At 73.0% G+C, this 20011-nt stretch carries 18 protein-coding genes, 2 tRNA genes and 1 pseudogene; 10 read left to right on the top strand and 11 right to left on the bottom strand.

The annotated features are described in order from the left end of the window. Positions 1-73: 73 nt before the first annotated feature. Together J2X68_RS26445 and J2X68_RS26450 are read right to left on the bottom strand one after the other, a co-directional pair. A complete protein-coding gene (locus J2X68_RS26445) occupies positions 74-583 on the bottom strand; it encodes a heme-degrading domain-containing protein (RefSeq protein ID WP_310435067.1) in 510 nt (169 codons plus the stop codon). Further along, positions 583-1710: a Gfo/Idh/MocA family oxidoreductase gene (locus tag J2X68_RS26450; protein WP_310435068.1), complete on the bottom strand. Its 1128-nt coding sequence runs from the start codon at positions 1708-1710 to the stop codon at positions 583-585. Before J2X68_RS26450 ends, J2X68_RS26445 begins: the two co-directional genes overlap by 1 nt. A 173-nt stretch (positions 1711-1883) precedes the next feature. Here J2X68_RS26450 and J2X68_RS26455 point away from each other — a divergent pair, with 173 nt between their 5' ends. The 5 genes from J2X68_RS26455 to J2X68_RS26475 all read left to right on the top strand — a co-directional run bounded on the left by J2X68_RS26455 (position 1884) and on the right by J2X68_RS26475 (position 6387). Then, on the top strand, positions 1884-2957 hold the full coding sequence (locus J2X68_RS26455) for an ROK family transcriptional regulator (protein ID WP_310435156.1): 1074 nt from the start codon (positions 1884-1886) through the stop codon (positions 2955-2957). Positions 2958-3097: 140 nt separating this feature from the next. Continuing rightward, the gene (locus J2X68_RS26460) at positions 3098-4045 is read left to right on the top strand and encodes a hypothetical protein (protein WP_310435157.1); all 948 of its coding nucleotides are present in this window, start codon (positions 3098-3100) and stop codon (positions 4043-4045) included. A gap of 166 nt (positions 4046-4211) precedes the next feature. Next, a complete protein-coding gene (locus J2X68_RS26465) occupies positions 4212-4991 on the top strand; it encodes an HAD-IIA family hydrolase (protein WP_310435069.1) in 780 nt (259 codons plus the stop codon). A 104-nt stretch (positions 4992-5095) separates the two neighbouring features. After that, positions 5096-5725 carry a hypothetical protein gene (locus J2X68_RS26470; RefSeq protein ID WP_310435070.1) on the top strand — a complete coding sequence of 210 codons (630 nt, stop codon included), beginning with the start codon at positions 5096-5098 and terminating at the stop codon, positions 5723-5725. Between the two features lie 2 nt (positions 5726-5727). After that, positions 5728-6387 carry a class F sortase gene (locus tag J2X68_RS26475; RefSeq protein WP_310435071.1) on the top strand — a complete coding sequence of 220 codons (660 nt, stop codon included), beginning with the start codon at positions 5728-5730 and terminating at the stop codon, positions 6385-6387. 548 nt (positions 6388-6935) lie between these two features. Here J2X68_RS26475 and J2X68_RS26480 read toward each other — a convergent pair. Beyond that, positions 6936-7009 (bottom strand) — tRNA-Lys (locus tag J2X68_RS26480). Positions 7010-7203: 194 nt separating this feature from the next. Here J2X68_RS26480 and J2X68_RS26485 point away from each other — a divergent pair. From J2X68_RS26485 to J2X68_RS26500, 4 genes and pseudogenes are all read left to right on the top strand, one after another. Next, entirely contained in the window at positions 7204-8559 is a 1356-nt protein-coding gene (locus tag J2X68_RS26485) for a peptidoglycan-binding protein (protein ID WP_310435072.1), read from the top strand. Positions 8560-8742: 183 nt separating this feature from the next. Then, positions 8743-9852 (top strand): SPFH domain-containing protein, encoded by a 1110-nt coding sequence (locus J2X68_RS26490; protein WP_310435073.1) that lies wholly within the window; start codon positions 8743-8745, stop codon positions 9850-9852. Between the two features lie 131 nt (positions 9853-9983). Then, entirely contained in the window at positions 9984-10589 is a 606-nt protein-coding gene (locus tag J2X68_RS26495) for a lytic polysaccharide monooxygenase (protein ID WP_310435074.1), read from the top strand. A gap of 362 nt (positions 10590-10951) precedes the next feature. After that, positions 10952-12660, top strand: a pseudogene (locus tag J2X68_RS26500) (AMP-binding protein). Here J2X68_RS26500 and J2X68_RS26505 read toward each other — a convergent pair. The 6 genes from J2X68_RS26505 to ehuB form a co-directional block, all read right to left on the bottom strand. Continuing rightward, positions 12626-12699: transfer RNA gene (locus J2X68_RS26505), tRNA-Lys, on the bottom strand. The pseudogene J2X68_RS26500 and the gene J2X68_RS26505 sit on opposite strands and share 35 nt — an antisense overlap. A gap of 137 nt (positions 12700-12836) precedes the next feature. Beyond that, a complete protein-coding gene (locus J2X68_RS26510) occupies positions 12837-13595 on the bottom strand; it encodes an IclR family transcriptional regulator C-terminal domain-containing protein (RefSeq protein ID WP_310435075.1) in 759 nt (252 codons plus the stop codon). Positions 13596-13845: 250 nt separating this feature from the next. Then, the gene (gene ehuA / locus J2X68_RS26515) at positions 13846-14616 is read right to left on the bottom strand and encodes an ectoine/hydroxyectoine ABC transporter ATP-binding protein EhuA (protein WP_310435158.1); all 771 of its coding nucleotides are present in this window, start codon (positions 14614-14616) and stop codon (positions 13846-13848) included. Positions 14617-14659: 43 nt separating this feature from the next. Continuing rightward, positions 14660-15307 carry an ectoine/hydroxyectoine ABC transporter permease subunit EhuD gene (gene ehuD, locus J2X68_RS26520; RefSeq protein WP_310435076.1) on the bottom strand — a complete coding sequence of 216 codons (648 nt, stop codon included), beginning with the start codon at positions 15305-15307 and terminating at the stop codon, positions 14660-14662. Then, entirely contained in the window at positions 15304-16044 is a 741-nt protein-coding gene (gene ehuC, locus J2X68_RS26525; RefSeq protein ID WP_310435077.1) for an ectoine/hydroxyectoine ABC transporter permease subunit EhuC, read from the bottom strand. Before ehuC ends, ehuD begins: the two co-directional genes overlap by 4 nt. Next, positions 16044-16970: an ectoine/hydroxyectoine ABC transporter substrate-binding protein EhuB gene (ehuB, locus tag J2X68_RS26530; protein ID WP_310435078.1), complete on the bottom strand. Its 927-nt coding sequence runs from the start codon at positions 16968-16970 to the stop codon at positions 16044-16046. The genes ehuC and ehuB overlap by 1 nt, the downstream gene beginning before the upstream one ends. Before the next feature lie 97 nt (positions 16971-17067). On the opposite strand from ehuB, the gene J2X68_RS26535 reads away from it, so the two are divergent. Beyond that, a complete protein-coding gene (locus J2X68_RS26535; RefSeq protein ID WP_310435079.1) occupies positions 17068-17577 on the top strand; it encodes a DUF3830 family protein in 510 nt (169 codons plus the stop codon). A gap of 17 nt (positions 17578-17594) precedes the next feature. Here the strand turns inward: J2X68_RS26535 and J2X68_RS26540 are convergent, their stop codons facing one another. Both J2X68_RS26540 and J2X68_RS26545 read right to left on the bottom strand, forming a co-directional pair. Next, the gene (locus J2X68_RS26540; RefSeq protein ID WP_310435080.1) at positions 17595-18968 is read right to left on the bottom strand and encodes an amidase; all 1374 of its coding nucleotides are present in this window, start codon (positions 18966-18968) and stop codon (positions 17595-17597) included. Positions 18969-18991: 23 nt separating this feature from the next. After that, a complete protein-coding gene (locus J2X68_RS26545) occupies positions 18992-19951 on the bottom strand; it encodes a D-2-hydroxyacid dehydrogenase (protein WP_310435081.1) in 960 nt (319 codons plus the stop codon). Between the last annotated feature and the right edge of the window lie 60 nt (positions 19952-20011).

The raw sequence follows: 20011 nt of genomic DNA on the forward strand, positions 1-20011 counted from the left end.
GAGCCGGGACCGGCCGGCGGCCGCGGGCCGGTCCGTGGCCGGCCGCGCGGTTCCCCGCGCCCCGCGGTCGCGTTCAGCCCAGGTACTTCTCCAGGAACTGTTCCAGCGCCTCCACCACGAACCGGTGGTCCTCCAGCTGGGGCAGCCCCGACACCGTCACGGCGCCGACGATGCCGACCCCCTCCACGTGGACGGGGAAGGAGCCGCCGTGGGCCGCGTACGCGTCGGGGTCGAGGCGGGAGGAGTCCTCGAAGGTCGTGCCCTTGGCGCGGAAGCGCGAGCCCACCAGGTAGGAGGAGGCGCCGAAGCGCTCCACCACCCGGCGCTTGCGGGCGATCCAGGCGTCGTTGTCGGGCGTCGAACCGGGCAGGGCGGCGTGGAAGAGCTGCTGGCCGGCCCGGTGGATGTCGACGGCGACCGGGGCCTGGCGCTCGCGGGCCAGTTCCACCAGCAGCGAGCCGAGCTCCCAGGCGTCGTCGTTCGTGAACTGACGGAAGACCAGCCGGCGTTCCTGCGCCTGGAGCTCCTCCAGCGTCGGGGTGATCTCCGGGGTGAACTTCGGGGTCATCTGGTGGGTTCCCATCACAGCGTCACCGCCACCTTGTCTCGTGCCGAACGGCGGGCCGCCTCCAGTACGTCCAGGGCGGCGGCCGCCTCGGCGGCGGTCACCGGGTTGGGGCCGCCGTCGATCAGTGCCCTGGCCACCGCAGCGTAGTAGGCCGGGTAGTCGCCGGGGAGGGTCCGTTCGGGTCGTCCGCCGCCGGTCAGCGGGGACTCCCCGGCGCCGACCCGGCCCCACAGCTCCGCGGGCTCGGTGCCCCAGCCGGGGGTGCCGTCGGGCCGCTCGCCGTCCCGCAGGGCCGCCTCCTGCGGGTCCAGGCCGTACTTCACGTAGCCCGCCTTCGAGCCCAGCACCCGGAAGCGCGGGCCGAGCTGGGACGTTGTCGCGGAGGCGTAGAGGTGGGAGCGGACGCCGTTCGCGTGCGTGAGCGCGATGAAGGTGTCGTCGTCGGTCTCCGCGCCCGGCCGGCGGACGTCCGCCTCGGCGTAGACCGAGACCACCGGGCCGAACAGGACCAGCGCCTGGTCGACGAGGTGACTGCCGAGGTCGTAGAGGAGACCTCCGATCTCTGTGGGGTCGCCGGACTCCCGCCAGCCCCCCTTCGGCAGCGGCCGCCACCGCTCGAAGCGGGACTCGAAGCGCCACACGTCGCCGAGTTCGCCCTCGGCGAGCAGCTTGCGGAGGGTCAGGAAGTCGTTGTCCCAGCGGCGGTTCTGGAAGACGGAGAGCAGCAGGCCGCGCTCCTCGGCGAGGGCGGCCAGCCGGCGCGCCTCGGCCGCGGTGCCGGCGACCGGCTTGTCGACGACGACCGCCAGGCCGGCCTTCAGCGCGGCGGTCGCGAGCGGGACGTGCGTCTTGTTCGGGGACGCGATGACGACCAGGTCCAGTGCGTCGGCCCGGGCGAGCAGCTCGTCGGGGCCGGCGACGACGCGTACGTCCGGGAACTCGGCGCGGGCCTGCTCCTGCCGCTCGGGGTTCGAGGTGACCACCGTGTCGAGGACGAGGCCCTCGGTCGCGGCGATCAGCGGGGCGTGGAACACGGAGCCCGCGAGGCCGTAGCCGATCAGGCCCACGCGGAGCGGAGGGGCGGCCGGGTCGGTGCGGGTGCGGATGCCGGTGTCGGTCTCGCCGGTTGTGCGTCCAGTCATGCCGACCACTTTGGCAACGCTGTTGCCAAAGTGCAAGCGCGGGAGACAATGGCGGGGTGAAAAGGACGAACGGCGAAGCCCGCCCGGACCCCGCGCCGGGCCGCACGACACCGCGCACGACGGGCCCCGCGGCCGCGCGTACGACGGACTCCACGACGGGTCGTACGGCGGGTGTGAACCTGCTCGCCCTGCGCAGCCACAACACCGCGCTCGTGCTCGACCTGCTGCGCACCGCGGGCCCGGAGGGCATCAGCCGGCTGGAACTCGCCGAACGCACCGGTCTCACCCCGCAGGCGGTCAGCAAGATCACCGCTCGGCTGCGGGAGGAGGGGCTCGCGGCGGAGGCCGGCCACCGCGCGTCGACCGGCGGCAAGCCGCGCACGGTCCTGCGCCTGGTCCCCGAGGCCGGGCACGCCGTCGGCGTCCACCTCGACCGGGACGAGCTGCGGGTGGTCCTGGCCGACCTCGACGGACGCGTGGTGGGCGAGCGGTGCGTCCCGCTGTCCCTCGGCGCGGGGGCCGAGGCGGTCCTGGGCGCGGTGGTGGACGAGGTGACGCGGGTCCTCGCCGGTGGTGTCGCGTCGACGGTGCTCGGCGTCGGGGTGGTGCTTCCCGGGCCCCTCGATCACGCCCGCGGGGTGCTGCACCGGGTCACCGGCTTCCCCGAGTGGGACGGGTTTCCGCTGCGGGACGTGCTGGCGGCGCGGCTCGGGGCGCCGGTGGTCGTCGACAAGGACACCAACGCCGCCGCGCTCGGCCTCGCGGTCGGCGGCGAACACGGCTCCTTCGCCTGCCTGCACCTCGGCACGGGACTCGGCGCCGGGCTGGTGATCGGCGGGACCGTGCACCGGGGGGCCCGCACCGGCGCGGGGGAGTTCGGACACCAGGTCATCCAGCTGGACGGGCCGCCCTGCCCCTGCGGCAACCGGGGCTGCGTCGAGGCGCTGTGCCTCGCGGCCATCGGCCGGGGCGACCTGGCCGAGGCGGCGCGGGTGCTCGGCGAGGGCGCGGCGAACCTGGCGGGCCTGCTCGACATCGACGCCGTGCTGCTGGGCGGCCGCACGATCGCGGCCACGCCGGAGCCGTTCGTCCGGGGAGTCGCCGCCGTCCTCGACGCCCACGCGCGCCGCGAGGGCTCACGCGAGGGCGCCGTACCGGTACGCCTCGCCCCCGGCGGCCCCCGGGGCGTGGCGGAGGGCGCGGCCCAATTGCTGCTGGCCCCGGTCTTCGGCCGGGGCGACGGCTGAACGAGCCGGGGCGACGGCTGAACGAGCCGGGGAGACGGCTGAACGAGTCGCCGGGCGGCTCCGCCGAACGAGGGGATGCGTACGGTCGTGCGGTGTGCCGTTCCCGGGCGGACCGGTCTCTCGGGCAGGCTCACGTGTTCATGCGACTGTGCCCGCCTGTCTCCCTCTGCCTCGCCGTGGCCGCCGCCCTCCTCCCCGCGCCTGCGCACGCGGCAGCCGGCCCGAGCTGCGCCGTTCCCGACGGCGCGGACTTCCCCCTCACCACCCGGCTGCACGGGGGCCCGGACTCCTACCGCGCCGGCGGCGGTTACGGCGTCTGGTATCTCGACCTCACCAACACCACCCGCCTCACCTGCAACGGGGTTCACCCGGTCGTCGTCCTGGTCGACACCGGACGCACCCTGAAGCCCTCCCAGGCGCACCTGGAGTTCTACGCCGACGGGCAACCGCACCCGGTGCGCTTCGAACCCACCGACGACGACGAACTGGTCGGAGCCTTCACCGAAGGGCCCACCGCCGAAGGGCCCACCTCCGGAGAGGCCGAGGAGGAGGCCCAAAAGGACGGCGGGCAGGCCGAGGGGCAGACCGACGGCGCCGAGGGGTTCCCCGGCTTCAGCGTGGGCCCGGGCCGGACCCTCACCGTCAAGCTGCGCCTCGCCCTCACCTCGGACACCGCGCCCGACACCGTCACCGCGAACGCGGCGGTCGTCCAGCGGCACGGTGACGACGGCGACTGGATCGGGCAGTCGAACGACTACCGCTTCACCGTCGAGGCCGGCCCCGGTCCGGGCACCGCTCCGGACCCCGATCCCGACTCCGCCACCGCGCCCGGTCTCGACCCGGCCGCCCCCACCCCGGATCCCACCCGCGCGGCCACCGCCACCGCGCGGCCCACCGCCACCGCCGCCACTCCCGCCCCGGACGCCTCCGCCCCGGGCACCGGCCGGCTCTCCCTCGCCGACGAGGCCGAGGAACTCGCCCGCACCGGCCTCAGCTCGCCCGTGGTGCTGGTCGGCGCGACCGCCTGTCTCCTCGCCGCCGGGACGGTCCTGCTGCTGGCTCGTCGACTGGCCCGGCGACGTCGTTGAACCGCGGCCGCGTCCCAGCCGGTGGACGCCTCGCCACCGGCCGTTCCCTCAAGATCGGGCCTGTGCTTAGGCTGGGGCGCACGCAGCAACCGCGTGCGGGCGCAGTACCGCGTACAGGCGCGGCCACCGCGTACTCGCGTTCGCGTACGGCAGGGAGATCCGGGACATGGCAGACCGCAAGCCCATCGAGTCGTGGCTCACCGACATGGACGGTGTGCTCATCCACGAGGGCGTGCCGATCCCCGGCGCCGACGCCTTCCTGAAAAAGCTCCGTGATTCGGGCAAGCCGTTCCTGGTCCTGACCAACAACTCGATCTACACCCCGCGCGACCTGCACGCCCGGCTGCGGCGCATGGGCCTGGACGTGCCGATCGAGAACATCTGGACCTCGGCCATGGCCACCGCCCAGTTCCTGGACGACCAGCGGCCCGAGGGCACGGCGTACGTCATCGGCGAGGCCGGTCTGACCACGGCGCTGCACGACATCGGCTACATCCTCACCGACCACGAGCCCGACTACGTCGTCCTAGGGGAGACCCGCACCTACTCGTTCGAGGCGATGACGAAGGCCGTCCGGCTCATCAACGACGGCGCCCGTTTCATCTGCACCAACCCGGACGAGACCGGCCCCTCGGCCGAGGGCGCGCTCCCGGCCACCGGAGCCGTCGCCGCGCTGATCACCAAGGCGACCGGCAAGAACCCGTACTTCGCGGGCAAGCCGAACCCGCTGATGATGCGCACGGGGCTGAACGCCATCGGCGCGCACTCCGAGAGCAGCGCGATGATCGGCGACCGCATGGACACCGACGTCCTCGCGGGCATGGAGGCCGGCATGCGGACGTTCCTGGTGCTCACCGGTCTGACCCGGCCCGAGCAGGTCGAGAACTTCCCGTACCGCCCGTCGGAGATCGTGGACTCGATCGCGGATCTCGTCGACCGGATCTGAAACCCGTAACAGGGCGTGAGCCACTCGTACGGAGCAGTGATGTCCCGCCTGGGGATGCGTGCCGGGTCCCGGCGGGGGAGTCTCCCTGTAGCTGGAGGTTCACGATGGGTTCACTGAAAATCACTCTCTGTGCGGGGGTCGCGGCCGTCGCCGCGGTGCTGGTCCCGACGGCGTACGCCTCGGGCGAAAGCGCCGGGGACAAAGGCGGCAGCGTCTCGATCACGCCGTCCACGCCCGCACCCGGCGCCGAGGTCACCCTGAAGGTCGTCGGCTGCGGCGGCAGAACGGCCACCGCGGCCTCGGCCGCCTTCGTCGCGGACGCGCAGCTCGCCGGAGCGGGCGGCACGCTCGTCGGCGACACCCGGGTCCGGTCCTCGATCGGGGCGGGCACCTACGACGTGCGGATCACCTGCGTCGACTTCAAGGTGAAGGGCCGTGTCGAGGTCGTCGCCCCGGAGTCCGGCGAGTCTTCGGAGGCCTCGGAGCCCTCGGAGGTCTCGGGCGTCGGGTCGGCGGAGCCGTACCGGCCGTCGGCGCCCGCCTCTCCCGTCGCCCCGGTGCAGGCCGGCGGCGGTGGCGCCGCCCCCCTCGTCCCGCTCGCCGCCGCCGACGACGCGCAGGTGGACGGCCATGGTCCCGGCACCGTCCAGGCGGTCGTCGGGCTGGTGCTCGCGGGTGTCGCCGCGGCCGCCGTCGCGTTCCGCGGGGTGCAGCGCAGACGCGGGACGGATTGAGGATGTCCGACCGCGAACGCTCTTCCGGCCGCTTCCTCACCGGTCTGGCCTGGGCGGTGCTGCTGCTCGGGCTGTGGCTGTGGGGGCGCGAGGTGACCGACGTACGGCCCGGCATATCCGCCCCGGCCACCGGTGACATGGCCGCGGTGGGCCGCCCGCCGGACGCCGGACTCCCGCCCGCCGCGAAGCCGTTGGGGCAGGCGCTGCCGCAACGCATCGACATCCCCGACCTGGGGGTGCAGGCCCCGGTCGTCGCCCGCGGGCTGGACGCCGAGGGGGGCATCGACCCACCGCCCTTCGACCAGGCGGGCGTCGTCGGCTGGTACGCCGACGGGGCGAAACCCGGCGCCCGGGGCACGGCCCTGCTGGTCGGGCACGTCGACACCGAGGCCAGGCCCGCCGTCTTCTACAAGCTCAGCACACTCAAGGCCGGCGAGACGGTACGGGTGGTCCGTGACGACGGGAAGGTCGCCGAGTTCACCGTCGACGACGTCGAGGTGGTCCAGCGCGACCGCTTCGACGCCCGCCAGGCCTATGGCCCCCGGCAGCAGGACCGCGCCGAACTGCGCCTGATCACCTGCGGCGGCACCTTCGACCGGGTGAGCCGCAGCTACACGGCGAACGTGATCGTGTCCGCGTATCTGACCGGCACGGGCGTCTGACCGGCACGGGCGTCCGGCCCCGGTCCGACGGGCCATGGCCGTCCCGTCCGACGTCACCTGGCCCGGTCGACGGCCCGCTCCCCCGAAACCGCCGACCGGGCCGGTCCTCGACCGCGCGCGCCCGGGCTGCGGGAGTAGCCCGGCGACCGGCGCGGGAGGCTGTGAGGTTCACCTACCCAGAGAATCGCGCCGATGACCGTTTTCCGGCACTCTCGTGGGCTGTGCGCGTCTTATGTCGGTCATGCAGAGCGGGAGTTGTGCGGTCGTGCGCCTCAATTCCGTTGTTGGGCAGCCAAGGTGAGTGAGCGTCAGTGAGGCTCTGTATCCCGTCCCTGGCGGGCGCGGCGCCGTTGTCCGCCGTGGTGCTGTACGGCCGATCGGCGCCGGCATTGTGTGATCGGCACCCCTATTCGCACATGAGTGCGGTATGCCGTCGTGGGAGCCGCGTGCGGGTCTGCCGGAGGTGCGCCCTCCGTGTGCACGCTCGCCGGGCGACCGGGCGCATACGACGAAGGCCCCTCGCTTTCGCGAGGGGCCTTCGGTGTCTGTGCGCCGCCAGGGACTCGAACCCCGGACCCGCTGATTAAGAGTCAGCTGCTCTAACCAACTGAGCTAGCGGCGCCTGCTGACGTGATAACTCTACAGGACCCCCGGGGGTGCCCCGGACCACCTGGCTCCCGGATCGCCGCGGCACTGGGCCGGGCGGGTGCCGCGTACATCATTCGGACCGTCAGCATGCGCGTCGGGAAGACAGTTGAGAAACTGGCGAACGTGCACAGTCGCGGACATTTCCAGCTGGAGTGTGAGGGGAATCGCATGGGCTCTCCGGTATTCGAGGAATTCGAGCCCGAGAGCGACTGCGAGTGCCCCGGATGCGTATCTCGGCGGTGGGCGGGGTCGAATTCCCCGCCCGCCCGGTTCGGCGGTCACCCGACCGCCCATCGCGTCGCTGTCGTCGCCACGGCGGCGGCCGCGACGCTCGGCGCCGCCCATGCGGCGCCCGCCGTCGCGGCCCCACAGATCACCGACCGGCCCGGCGTCCCCGCAGGTGAAGAGCCCGAGACCCCGCAGGGCCGCAAGGCGCCGCTGCACGGTCCGGCCGGGCAGCCGGCCCGGCCGGGGGGACTGGCGGGGCCGGTCAAAACGCCCCCGACGACCCGGGCGGACATCATCAGACGGGCCAAGGAATGGGTTTCGGCAGAAGTGCCGTACAGCATGAGCAGCTACTGGTACGACGGTTACCGGCAGGACTGCTCGGGCTTCGTCTCCAAGGCCTGGAACCTGCAGGGCAACGAGTGGACGGGCAGCCTCCACCAGTTCGGGACGCGGATTACCAAGGAGGAGCTGCAGCCCGGCGACATTCTGCTGTTCCACAATCCGTCCAACCCCGAGAAAGGCTCGCACGTCGTCATTTTCGGCGGCTGGACGGACTACACCCACAGCTACTACCTCGTCTACGAGCAGACCCGCCCGACCACGCGTCGGCAGACCACTCCCTACGCCTACTGGAGTAATTCCGACCGCTACGTGCCCTACCGCTACAAGGGCCTCACGGCGGCCGCCCCGGGCTCCGGGGAACAGGTCGGCACGAGTTCCGGCAGCGCGAGCAAGCCCGGCGCGGCGGGCGCCGCCGCGACGCCGTTCCCGGGGCGGGCGGCCTTCGGACCCGGCGCGAACAACCCGTACGTCACCCAGCTCGGCCGGCTCCTCGTCGAGCGCGGCGGTGCGCGCTACTACGCCTCGGGCCCGGGTCCGAGATGGTCGGCGTCCGACGGCTGGGCCACCCTGGCCTTCCAGCAGGCACAGGGCTGGCGCGGCGCCGACGCCGACGGCATCCCCGGCCCCCGGACCTGGGCCCTGCTGGTCTCCGGCCAGGGCCGGAACATCGGGTCCCCCGCCACCGGAGCGGCCGGCGCGCCCACCGCGCCGCGCGTCCCCGCGTACCCCGGCCGGGGCATGTTCCGGCCCGGCGCGCAGAACGCGTACGTCACCCAGCTGGGGAGGCAGCTGGTGAAGAAGGGGTTCGGCAAGTACTACGCGACGGGTCCCGGACCGCGCTGGGGCGAAGCGGACCGGCGAGGGGTCGAGGCCTTCCAGCGCGCCCAGGGATGGCGGGGCGGCGCGGCGGACGGCTACCCGGGCCCCGAGACCTGGCGGCGGCTCTTCTCGTAGACCGGCGCGGGAGCCGGGCGAGTCCGGTGCGGGAGTCGAACGGGACCCGTCCGGGACCCGCCCCGGACCTGCCTGACCCGTCCCGGGCCTGCCTGACCCGTCCCGGACCTGCCGGGACCCGCTCGCTCCCTTGATCCCCTTTCACTGTCATGGCGTATCTGGCGCGGAGGCTGGAGGCACGCAATGAACACGACCACTTCACAGACACCCGAGTCCGAGGGACCGTCCAGGCCCACCCGGCTCATCCAGAACGAGGCGACCACCGAGATCCCCGTCCATCTGCTGTTCCGGGACGAGCCCGAGCCGCGGCCCGTGCCGCTCGGGCCCGCCGTGGTGGGCAGCCGGGCGGGCACCGGCGAGCAGCCGCGACTGCGCCGGCCGACGCCGGCCACGCCCCGCCCGGTGGCGCAGGTCGACCCGGACCTGGTGGAGCGTCCGGCCCGGGTGCTGCCCGGCGTGGCGGGCGTGTTCGCCGGGCTGTGCGGGGCGGTCGGCTGTGTGGCCGCCTCGTGGTGGGCCGGCGTGCTGCCGGCGCAGGCGGCGCAGGCGCTGCGGCTGCCGGAGTTCGTCGGCGCCGGACTCGGTCCGGCGCAGTGGGCGGCGTACGCGGGGGCGGGCGCCCTCGGGCTGTTCGGCTTCGGCGGTCTGGCCCGCGGCCGGACCGGACGGGCCTGGGTGCTCGGTCTGTTCGGCCGTTACCGGGGGACCGTGCGGCGCACCGGCCTGCTCTGGGTCAACCCGCTGCTGCTGCGCCGCCGGGTGGACGTACGGCTGCGGCACTGGCGCAGCGAGCCGCTGCCCGCGGCCGACGGCAGCGGGGTCGCGCTGCGCGTGGTGACGCTCGTGGTGTGGCGGGTGCGGGACACCGCGCGGGCCACGCTCGGCGTGGAGGACCACGAGACGTACCTGCGCGAGTGCGTCGAGGCGGCCCTGGCCCGGATCCCGGTGGAGACGCCGGGCGCGGGACGGGGTTCGGTGGAGGCGGCCGGGGAGGTGCTGACCCGGCGGGTCGCGCAGGACGCCGGGGCGATCGGCCTGGAGGTGTTCTCGGTGCGCCCCCTGCGGATCGAGTACGCCCCCGAGGTCGCCGCCGCGATGCACCGCCGCCGGATCGCCGCGCTCGACGCCCAGCACCGGGCGAGTGTGCTGACGTCGGTCGTGGACTCGGTGGAGGACACGGTGACCCGGCTGACCATGCGCGGACTCGTGGAGCTCGACGACTACGAGCGCAAGGCGCTGGTGAAGGACCTGACCGTGGCCTTCTGTTCGGGGCGCGGGGAGCAGGGGCCGTGAGGGGCGGCCGCGCGGGAGCCCCGACGCGTCTTTGATATGGACACAGCCAAGAAACGGCAATAATCTCGAACTTGGTCTAGACCTGCACGGCTCAGCTCAGTGAACTCCCCACGTTCTCCAGGAGCGGCAGCATGCGCAAAAAGACCAAGTGGTACGCCGCCGCGCTCGGCCTCACCACGGCGGGAGCCTTCGTGCTCACCGCCGGGGGTGCGAGCGGCCACGGCTACACCGACCTCCCCATCAGCCGGCAGAAGCTCTGCCAGAACGGCTCCGTCACCAACTGCGGTGACATCCAGTGGGAGCCGCAGAGCGTCGAGGGCCCGAAGGGCTTCCCGGCGTCCGGCGCGGCAGACGGAAGGATCTGCTCCGCGAACAACACCCGTTTCGCCCAGCTCGACAGCCCGAAGACCCCCTCGGGCGCGGCGTGGCCGGCCACCAAGGTGACCGGCGGTCAGAGCTACACCTTCCGGTGGCAGTTCACCGCCATGCACGCCACGAGCGACTTCAAGTACTACGTGACCAAGCAGGGCTGGAACCAGAACCACAACCTGGCCCGCTCCGACCTCAACCTCACCCCGTTCCTGACCGTGCCCTACGGCGGTCAGCGGCCCCCGTCCACCCTTTCGCACAGCGGTACGCTGCCGTCCGGGCTCAGCGGACGTCACGTGATCGTCGCGGTGTGGACGGTGGCCGACACGACCAACGCGTTCTACGCCTGCTCCGACGTCACGTTCTGAGCGAGGCTCCAGCTCCCCCGGGTCCGCGCGCGGGCACGTCCCCCGCAGACCGGGGCGACCGGGCCGGCGTCCGGACCCGGGGGAGTACGCGCAGGGCTTCCGTCGTGGCGTGCCGTCGATCATGACCGTCGGCCTGCCGCGGCGCGGCGTCCGGGAGCGGCGCCGACCCGGTGGCCGGCCCGACTCCGCACCACGTCCACGAGATCGGCGGCCGCGAGGGCCGGGCCGTCCGCTTCGAGGAGGCGAACGGCCCGGGACGGGCGTCGCGGGCGAGCGGGTCCACCGTCCGCCGCACGGCCGGCCCGACGACTTCGTGTCGCGGCCCTCCACTTCTGACGTTGCGTCAGTTACCGTGCGCGGCCATGGAGTCCGTCGCCGAACTCGTAGCGGCCCGGTGGGGCGACCACCGTCCCGGGCTGTGGTGCCAGAACCCCGGGAACCCCGACCGTCCCGGCAGTGCCGAGATCACGGAGCTCACCCACCACGAGGTCGCCGCCGGCGCCGCCGCCCGCGCGGCACTGCTGGCGGAGCTGCTGCCGCCGGACGGCCCGCCGCATCTCGGGGTGCTGCTGGACAACACCCCGGAGTTCCCGCTCTGGCTGTCGGCGGCTGCCCTGGCGGGCGCGGCCGTCGCCGGGATCAACCCCACCCGGCGGGGTCCCGAGCTGGCCCGGGACATCCTGCACACCGAATGCCGGCTGCTGATCACCGAGCACGCCCACCTCCCCCTCCTCGCGGGCCTCGACCTGCCCGGGGTGCGGCTGCTGATCACCGGCACCCCGGAGTACGACGACCTGCTCGCCCCCTACGCGGGCGCCCGCCCCGACCCCTCCCGGGCCACTCCCGCCGACCGGCTCCTGCTCTACTTCACCTCCGGCTCGACCGGCGCCCCCAAGGCCGCGATCTGCACCCAGGGGCGGCTGGCCGCCGCGGGACGCTCGCTGGCCGGACAGTTCTCCGTGCGGCGGGACGACGTCCATTACGTCTGCATGCCGATGTTCCACGGCAACGCGGTGATCGCCGACTGGGCGCCCGCGCTGGCGGCCGGTGCCGGGGTGGCGCTGCGGCGGCGGTTCTCGGCGTCGGGATTCCTGGCGGACGTACGGCGCTACCGGGCGACGTACTTCACCTATGTGGGCCGGGCGATCCAGTACGTCCTGGCCACCGGGCCGCGTCCGGACGACCGGGACCACGCGCTGCGGCTCGGCTTCGGCACCGAGGCCGGGGCGGTGGACGCGGCCGCGTTCGAACGCCGGTTCGGAGTGCGGCTGGTGGAGGGGTACGGCTCCTCGGAGGGCGGGGCCGCCGTGCAGTGGTCGCCGGGGACTCCGGCGGGGGCGGTCGGGCGGGCGGCGCCGGGTCTCGTCGTCCTCGACCGGGAGACGCGCGCCGAGTGCCCGCCGGCCGTTCTCGATCCGGCCGGACGGCTGCTGAACGGTGAGGAGGCGATCGGCGAGCTGGTCAACCGGGGCCCCAACCCCTTCGAGGGCTACTGGCGCAACCCGCGGGCGGAGGCGGAGCGGCGCCGGCGGGACGGCGAGTACTGGACCGGCGACCTCTTCTACCGCGACCGCGCGGGCTTCCTCTACTTCGCGGGCCGCACCGACGACCGGCTCCGCGTCGACAGCGAGAACCTGGCCGCCGCGATGATCGAGAACATCCTCGCCCGGTACGAGGGAGCGGCCGCCGTGGCCGTCTACGCGGTGCCGGATCCGGTGACCGGGGACCAGGTGATGGCGGCGCTCGCCGGGTCCTTCGAACCGCTCGGGTTCGCCGAGTTCCTGCTCGCCCAGCCCGATCTGGGGACGAAGATGGCGCCCCGGTTCGTCCGGGTCCTGGAGCGGATGCCCGTCACCGCCACGAACAAGATCCACCGGGCGCTGCTGCGGCGGGAGGGGATCCGCTGCGCCGATCCGGTCTGGTGGCGGCCGCCGGGGAAGGCGACGTACCGACGGCTGACGGCGGCCGACGTCGACGGTCCGGCGGCCGGGGGAACGCCGAAGGGCCCCTCGTCTGCACGAGAGGCCCTTCACCGGTGCGCCGCCAGGGACTCGAACCCCGGACCCGCTGATTAAGAGTCAGCTGCTCTAACCAACTGAGCTAGCGGCGCATGACTCCCGCCCTCCGCCTTCGGCGGCTGGCGACGGAGAAAATACTACCCGGTCCGCGGGGGTGCTCAGGACCATGCCCCCGGGCGCCCTCGCCGACCGGCCGGGGACGGGCCGCGAACCGTCTGCCGGACGGATCTCAGATCGCGAGCGACAGCAGGACCGGAGCCGCGCTCCTGTTCAGGGTCTCGGCCGCCTGGCGCAGCCGGTGCGCGTGCTCGACCGGCAGCGAGAGGGCGAGACAGCCCGCCATGGAGCCCGCGGTGATCGGGACGGCCGCGCAGACCGTGCCGATCGCGTACTCCTGGAGGTCGAGCATCGGGACGGTGGGCGGCTGCGCCTCCAGGCGCGAGAGCAGCAGCTTGTCGCTGGTGATGGTGCGCGAGGTGAGCCGGGCCATCTTGTGCCGGGAGAGGTGGTCGCGTCGGCCGTTGTGGTCGAGCTGGCCGAGGAGGCTCTTGCCGAGCGCGGTGGCGTGCGCGGAGGAGCGGAAGTCGACCCACTCGTTGACGGACGGGGTGGCGGGACCGTCGGCGTACTGGGTGATGGTCACCTCGCCGTCGACGTACCGGCTGATGTAGACGGCGGCGCCGACGGAGTCGCGGAGCCGGTCGAGGGTGTGCTGGAGCTGGTCGCGCAGGGCCTGCTCGCGGTGGTGGGCGGAGCCCAGGCGGGTCAGGGCGTCGCCCGTGACGTACGCCCCGTCGGCGACCTGCTCGACGTAGCCCTCTCGGCGCAGCATGCGCAGGAGGGCGGTCAGCCGCTCGGCGGTGAGTCCGGTCTGGCGGGCGAGTTCGGCGTCGGTGACGCCGGCGGAGTGCCGCGCCACCGTCTCCAGGACGCGCAGCGCCTCCTGGGCCGAGTGGTAGGGCACGGTCGGCTCGTGCTTCAGCGCCACGGTTCCCCCCTGGTCGCTTTCTGGCCGTGATTCCTGATACGGGCAGCGAATCACTTCCACGATAGCGGCCGAGGGGGCCGGGGGGAGGGGTTGTCGACGAGAAGGTGCGCCGCCCTCGCCGCCCTCAACTGCGGCGCTCACCCGCTGGCATATGCCATGGTCAAGCACCGTCGCCGAGAGCTGGGCTGTCGGGCGGATCCGCTCCCCGGTCCCGGGGCCGCGGGCCGGGCCCGCGGCCCCGGGAAAGTCCCTACAGCACCGCGCCGAGGAACTCCCGCGTCCGCTCCTGCTCCGGCTCGCTGAAGATCTTCTCGGGCGGGCCCGACTCGATGACGCGACCCGAGTCGAACATCAGGACCTGGTCGGAGATGTCCCGGGCGAAGCTCATCTCGTGGGTGACGCAGAGCATCGTGATGTCGGTGGTGCGGGCGATGTCCCGCAGCACGTCCAGGACGCCGACGACCAGCTCCGGGTCCAGCGCGGAGGTCACCTCGTCCAGGAGGAGGACCTGCGGTCGCATCGCCAGCGCCCGGGCGATCGCCACCCGCTGCTGCTGGCCGCCGGACAGCTGGCTCGGGTACTTGTCGAGGTGCTCGGTCAGGCCCACCAGTTCGAGCAGGTCGCGGGCCCGCTGCTCGGCCTCGTCCCTGGACAGCCCGAGAACGGTGACCGGAGCCTCGGTGATGTTGCGCAGGACCTTCATGTTCGGGAACAGGTTGAACTGCTGGAAGACCATCCCGATGTTCTTGCGGACCTCGCGGACGTGCTTCTCGTCGGCCCGGACCAGCTTGCCGTTGCGCTCCTCGTGGGTCAGGTACTCGCCGCCCACCCTGATCGTGCCCTCGTCCGGCGTGGCCAGGGTCATCAGCAGCCGCAGGATCGTCGTCTTGCCGGAGCCGGACGGGCCGATCAGGGTGACGTGCTTGCCGGAGTCGACGGAGAAGTCGAGCCGGTCGAGGACGGTGTTGTCGCCGAAACGCTTGGTGACCTTGTCGAAGCGGATCAGTTCGCTGCCGTCCACCGGCGGATTGGCGAGGAGGTCGGTGGTCTCTGCGGGGTTGGTCTCAGCGGGCAAGGCGTCGCTCCAGGGCTCGGATCAGGAGGGAGGCGGGGTAGGCGATGACGATGAACGCCACGCCCACGACCGTGAGCGCCTCCGTGGTGAAGGTCTCGTTGCTGAAGGTCTGGGCCTCGCCGAGCATGTCGAAGGCGCCGATGGTCGCGATCATCGGCGAGTCCTTGAGCATGGCGACGACGTAGTTGCCCAGCGGCGGGACGACCCGGCGGATGGCCTGCGGGAGGATCACCACCCGCCACGTGCGGCTCCGGGACAGGCTCAGCGCCGTGGCCGCCTCCCACTGGCCGGCGGGAACGCCGTCGATGCCCGCGCGGTAGACCTCCGCGGTGTACGTGGAGTAGTGCAGTCCGAGACCGACGATGCCGGTGGTGAGCGGCGACATCGACGGGCCGAAGTTCGGCACCACGTAGAAGAGGAAGAAGAGCTGCACCAGCAGCGGGGTGTTGCGGATGAACTCCGTGACGGCGACGACCGGCCAGCGCACCCAGACCTGCGAGGACCGCTGCGCCAGCGCCCACACCAGACCCAGGGTGAAGGCGATCAGCGTGCCGACGGCCAGGGCCTGGAGGGTGACGAGCACGCCGTCCCAGAACCGCGGCATGAAGTCGTCCACGACGTTCCAGTCCCAGCTCATCCCATACCTCCCGCGGACTGCGAACCGGCCGCCAGGCTCTCGCCGCGGGCGCCGGGCTTCCTGCCGATCCCGCCGGACTTCTCCGGACGCTGCCCGATCCCGGCCTTCGCCCGGCGCTCCAGCAGCCGCATGCCGCGGGTGATGAGGAAGGCGAGAACGAAGTAGAGGACCAGCAGCAGGGTGTAGATCGGGGTCGTCTCGTTGGTGCCCAGCCGGAGCAGATTGCCGGCGAACGTCATGTCGGCCACCGTGATGACCGAGACCAGGGCGGTGCCCTTCAGCAGCTCGATCAGCAGGTTGTTGAACGGCGGCACCATCTCGGGCCAGGCCTGGGGCAGTTCGATCAGGCGCAGGCGCTGCAGGCGGGTGAGGTTGAGCGCCACGCCGGCCTCCTTCTGCGCCGCGGGCACGGCGGCCAGGGACCCGCGGACGATCTCGGATCCGTAGGCGCCGTAGGTCAGGCCGAGCGCGCTGACGCCGGCCCACATGGGGACCAGCTGCCAGCCGAAGAGGGGCAGCGCGAAGAACATCCAGAACATCAGCACCAGCGCCGACATGCCGCGGAAGACCTCGAAGTAGACCCCGGCGAGGAAGCGGACGATCCAGTACTGCGAACCGCGGGCGAGACCGATGCCGAACGAGATGGCCGCGCCGAGGGCCGCGGCGTACACCGTCACCTGGACGGTGACCCAGACGCCCGGCAGGAACCAGGTGGTGAAGAACTCCGAACTCATCATCAGCCGCACAGCTCCTTCGCCGTGAGGTCCGTCATGTCGGCCTTGGCGAAGCCGAAGGGACCGACGATCCGGAGGAGTTCCCGGTAGTCGTTCTCCTTGAGCTTCAGCAGCTCCTCGTTGAACGCGTCGCGGAGGTTCTTCTCGGACTGGCGGAAGGCGAATCCGCCCGCGCCGTAGGCGGGCTTGCCGTCGACCACGGGCTGGAACGGCTCGGTGGCCGTCACGCGTCCGGAGCCCTCCGCCGCGGCCTTGACCGTGATGCGGGTGCCCGCGAAGGCGTCGACCCGTCCCTGGGCGACCGCGTCGAGTCCGGCCACCTGGTCCGGCAGGACGAGGACGTCGCCGATGCCCGCGGCCTTGGCGTAGTCGATCTGGGCGTAGGCCTTGCCGGAGGCGAGCCTGAGCCCCTTCTTCTTGATGTCCGCGTACGTCCTGATGCCCTGCGGGTTGCCCTTCTTGACGAGGAAGGAGTCCAGCATCAGATAGTCCGGGTCGGCGAACAGCACCTGCTCGCACCGGACCGGGTTGATGTACATCCCCGCGGACACGACATCGAACTGCCGGGCCTTCAGCCCGGGTATCAGGGCGCCGAAGTCCACCGGCACCGGCTTGACCTCGTCGATGCCGAGCCTCTTGAAGATCACCTTCGCGATCGCGGGCGCTTCCCCGGTGGCCTGTCCGTCGTCTCCGACGTATCCGAACGGGGGCTCGCTGGCGATGCCGATCTTCACGGACCCTTGGTCCCGCAGGGTGTCCAGGAGGCTGCCTCCCAGCACCTTCCCGTCATCCGGGACGCGGCCGCAGCCGGCCGCCCCGAGACCTCCCACCGCGCCCAGCGACACCGCGCCTGCGAGCAGGGAACGGCGGCTGAGTCCTCTGTGGGGTCGGTTGTCGGTTACTGGTCGGTTTACTTGTGGTCGAGCCATGGGCGCGCGGCTACCCGACTTCACGCGGGTCATGCGGGTCGCTTTCGGCCCCGTCGGTCGCGGAGGCCCCCTTGACCCCGGGTGGACCATGGGACGCATGGCCGACCGATACCTCGAAGTCTCGCTGGTCAAGCGGGGGATCACCGCCAGGGCGGAGCTGCTCGACGAGCGCGCGCCGATCACCTGCGCGGCCGTCTGGGATTCCCTTCCGCTCGCCGGGGACGTCTATCACGCCAAATACGCCCGTAACGAGATCTACGCCCTTTTCCCGCCGTTCGCGGCGTCCGAGCCGCCTCTGGAGAATCCGACCGTCACCCCGGTACCCGGAGATCTCTGCTACTTCTCCTTCGCCGGGACGGAACTGGGCACCGGGGCCTACGGATACGACCGCGAGGTCCGCCCGGACACCACGGTCGTCGATCTCGCCCTCTTCTACGAGCGCAACAACCTGCTCCTCAACGGCGACGTCGGCTGGGTCCCCGGCATCGTCTGGGGACGGATCGTGGAGGGCCTGGAGGAGATGGCGCACGCGTGCAACGACCTGTGGCGCACGGGTGCGGCGGGAGAGACGCTGCGCTTCCGGCGCTCCGGCCCGCCGCCCGGGTGAGGTGAGGGCGGTGAGGGCTACGGCCGGCCGCGCAGCGCGTGCCCGGCCCGCAGCACCAGGTCGTCCCGGTGGCGGGCGGCCACGATCTGCAGACCCACCGGCAGCCCGTCGCCGTCCGTCCCCACCGGAACCGTCGCCGCGGGCTGCTGGGTGAGGTTGAACGGGTAGGTGAAGGGCGTCCACCCCGTCCAGCGCCGATGGCCCGACCCCGCCGGAACCTCGGCTCCCGCCTCGAACGCCGTGATCGGCAGCGTCGGGGTGAGGAGCAGGTCGTAGGCGTCGTGGAAGAGGCCCATGCGGCGGCCCAGTTCCATCCGGACGTCCACCGCGGCCAGATAGTCGAGCGCGGTGTACCGCGCGCCCTGGGCGCAGATCTCCCGCAGCCCGGGATCGAGCGCCTCCCGCCGGTCCGCCCGCAGCCGCCGGGTCACCTGGGCCGCCCCGGCGAACCACAGGGTGTGGAAGGCCTCCACCGGGTCGGTGAAATCCGGGTCGGCCTCCTCGACGTACGCGCCGAGTTCCGCCAGCCGCTCCACGGCCCGCCGGACCGCCGCCGCGACCCCCGGCCGCACCGCGACCTGTCCGCCCAGCGACGGCGAGTACGCCACCCGCAGCCCGCGCACGCCCGCGTCGAGCCCGGCCCGGAACGATCCGCCCGCCGGACCCAGCGCCGACCAGTCCCGCGGGTCCGGCACACCGATCACGTCGAGCAGCAGCGCCGCGTCCGCCGCGTCCCGGGTCATCGGACCCACGTGGGCCAGCGTGCCGAAGGCGCTCGCCGGGTACAGCGGCACCCGGCCGTACGTCGGTTTCAGCGCGAAGATCCCGCAGAACGCGGCCGGGATGCGGACGCTGCCCCCGCCGTCGGTCCCCAGCGACAGCGGCCCCGCGCCGAGCGCCACGGCGGCCGCGCTCCCGCCGCTGGAACCGCCCGCCGTGCGCGCGGGGTCGTGCGGGTTGCGGGTCACCCCGGTCAGCGGCGAGTCGGTCACCCCCTTCCAGCCGAACTCGGGGGTGGTGGTCTTGCCGACGAGGACCGCGCCGGACTCGCGCAGCCGGGCGACGGAGGGGGCGTCCTCGTGCCACGAGCCGGACGGGTCGACGGACTTCGAGCCGCGCAGGGTCGGGTGCCCCTTCAGCAGCAGGATGTCCTTGACCGTCACCGGCACCCCGTCGACCGGTCCCGCCGGTTCCCCGCGCCGCCACCGCTCCCGCGAGGCCTCGGCCTGCGCCAGCGCCTCGTCGGCGAGGATCCGCACGAACGCGTTCACCTCCGGCTGGATCCGCTCCGCCCGGTCCAGCACCGCGCGGGTCGCCTCCACGGGGCTGAACTCGCCCTTGCGGTACCCGTCGAGGAGCTCGGTCGCCGTGAGTGTGGTGAGGTCGGTCATGCACTCTCCCGAGGCCGGGGACGTCAGTGTCCGGGCACGTATCCGCGCTGCTTGTCGACCACGTTCCTCAACGGGCGGCCCGCCGCCCACCGCTCGAACAACTCCACGAACTGCGCGCCGAGTTCGTCCCGCCAGCCGACCGTGTCGCCGCTCATGTGGGGCGAGATCAGCAGCCCCGGCACCCGCCACAACGGGCTGTCGGCGGGGAGGGGCTCGGTGGTGAGGACGTCCAGGGCGGCGCCCGCGATCCACCGCCGCTCCAGGGCCCGCACCAGCGCGTCCTCGACCACCAGCGGGCCGCGGCCGACGTTCACGAAGCGGGCGGAGGGCTGCATCACGCCGAACCGCCGCGTGTCGAACATGCCGTGCGTCTGCTCGGTGAGCGGGGCGGCCGCGATCACCCAGTCGGCGCGGGCCAGCAGCCGGTCCAGGTCCTGCGGGCCGTGGATGCCGGTGCGCGGGACGCGGCCGACGACGGCCGTGGTCATGCCGAGCGCCTTCAGGGTGCGGGCGACGGCCCGTCCGATCGGCCCGGACCCGACGACCACGGCCCGGGTCCCGGCCACCCGGCCGCCCTCCCGGTGCCGCCACTCGCCGCGCCGCTGGAGCTCCCAGCTCCGCGGCAGATCCTTCGCCATCGCCAGGACCAGCGCGGCGACGTACTCGGCGATCGGCTCGTCGAAGATCCCGCGGGCGTTCGTCACCACCGTGTCCGAGGCGGCGAGCTCGGGGCACAGCAGATGGTCCACGCCGGCGCTCGCCGTGTGCACCCAGCCCGGCCGCGGCCCCTCGCCGGGCCAGGCGGCGCGCACCGCGTGCGAGGCGAAGTCCCAGACCAGCAGGACGTCCGCCGCGGGCAGCCGGGCGGCGAGGGAGGCCTCGTCGGTGTGCAGCACCCGGGCCCGGCCGGTGAGCCGCCCGAGCCGGGGGAGGGGATCGGCGTCCAGCACGAGAACCGTGGGCAGAGCTGCGGGGACGGCCATCCGGTGCCCCCTCCGTCCGTGACCAAGTGCCTGACGTGCGCGGATTGACCACGTTCGCAC

It is taken from the genome of Streptomyces sp. 3330, from assembly GCF_031456635.1.
Taxonomy (GTDB): domain Bacteria; phylum Actinomycetota; class Actinomycetes; order Streptomycetales; family Streptomycetaceae; genus Streptomyces.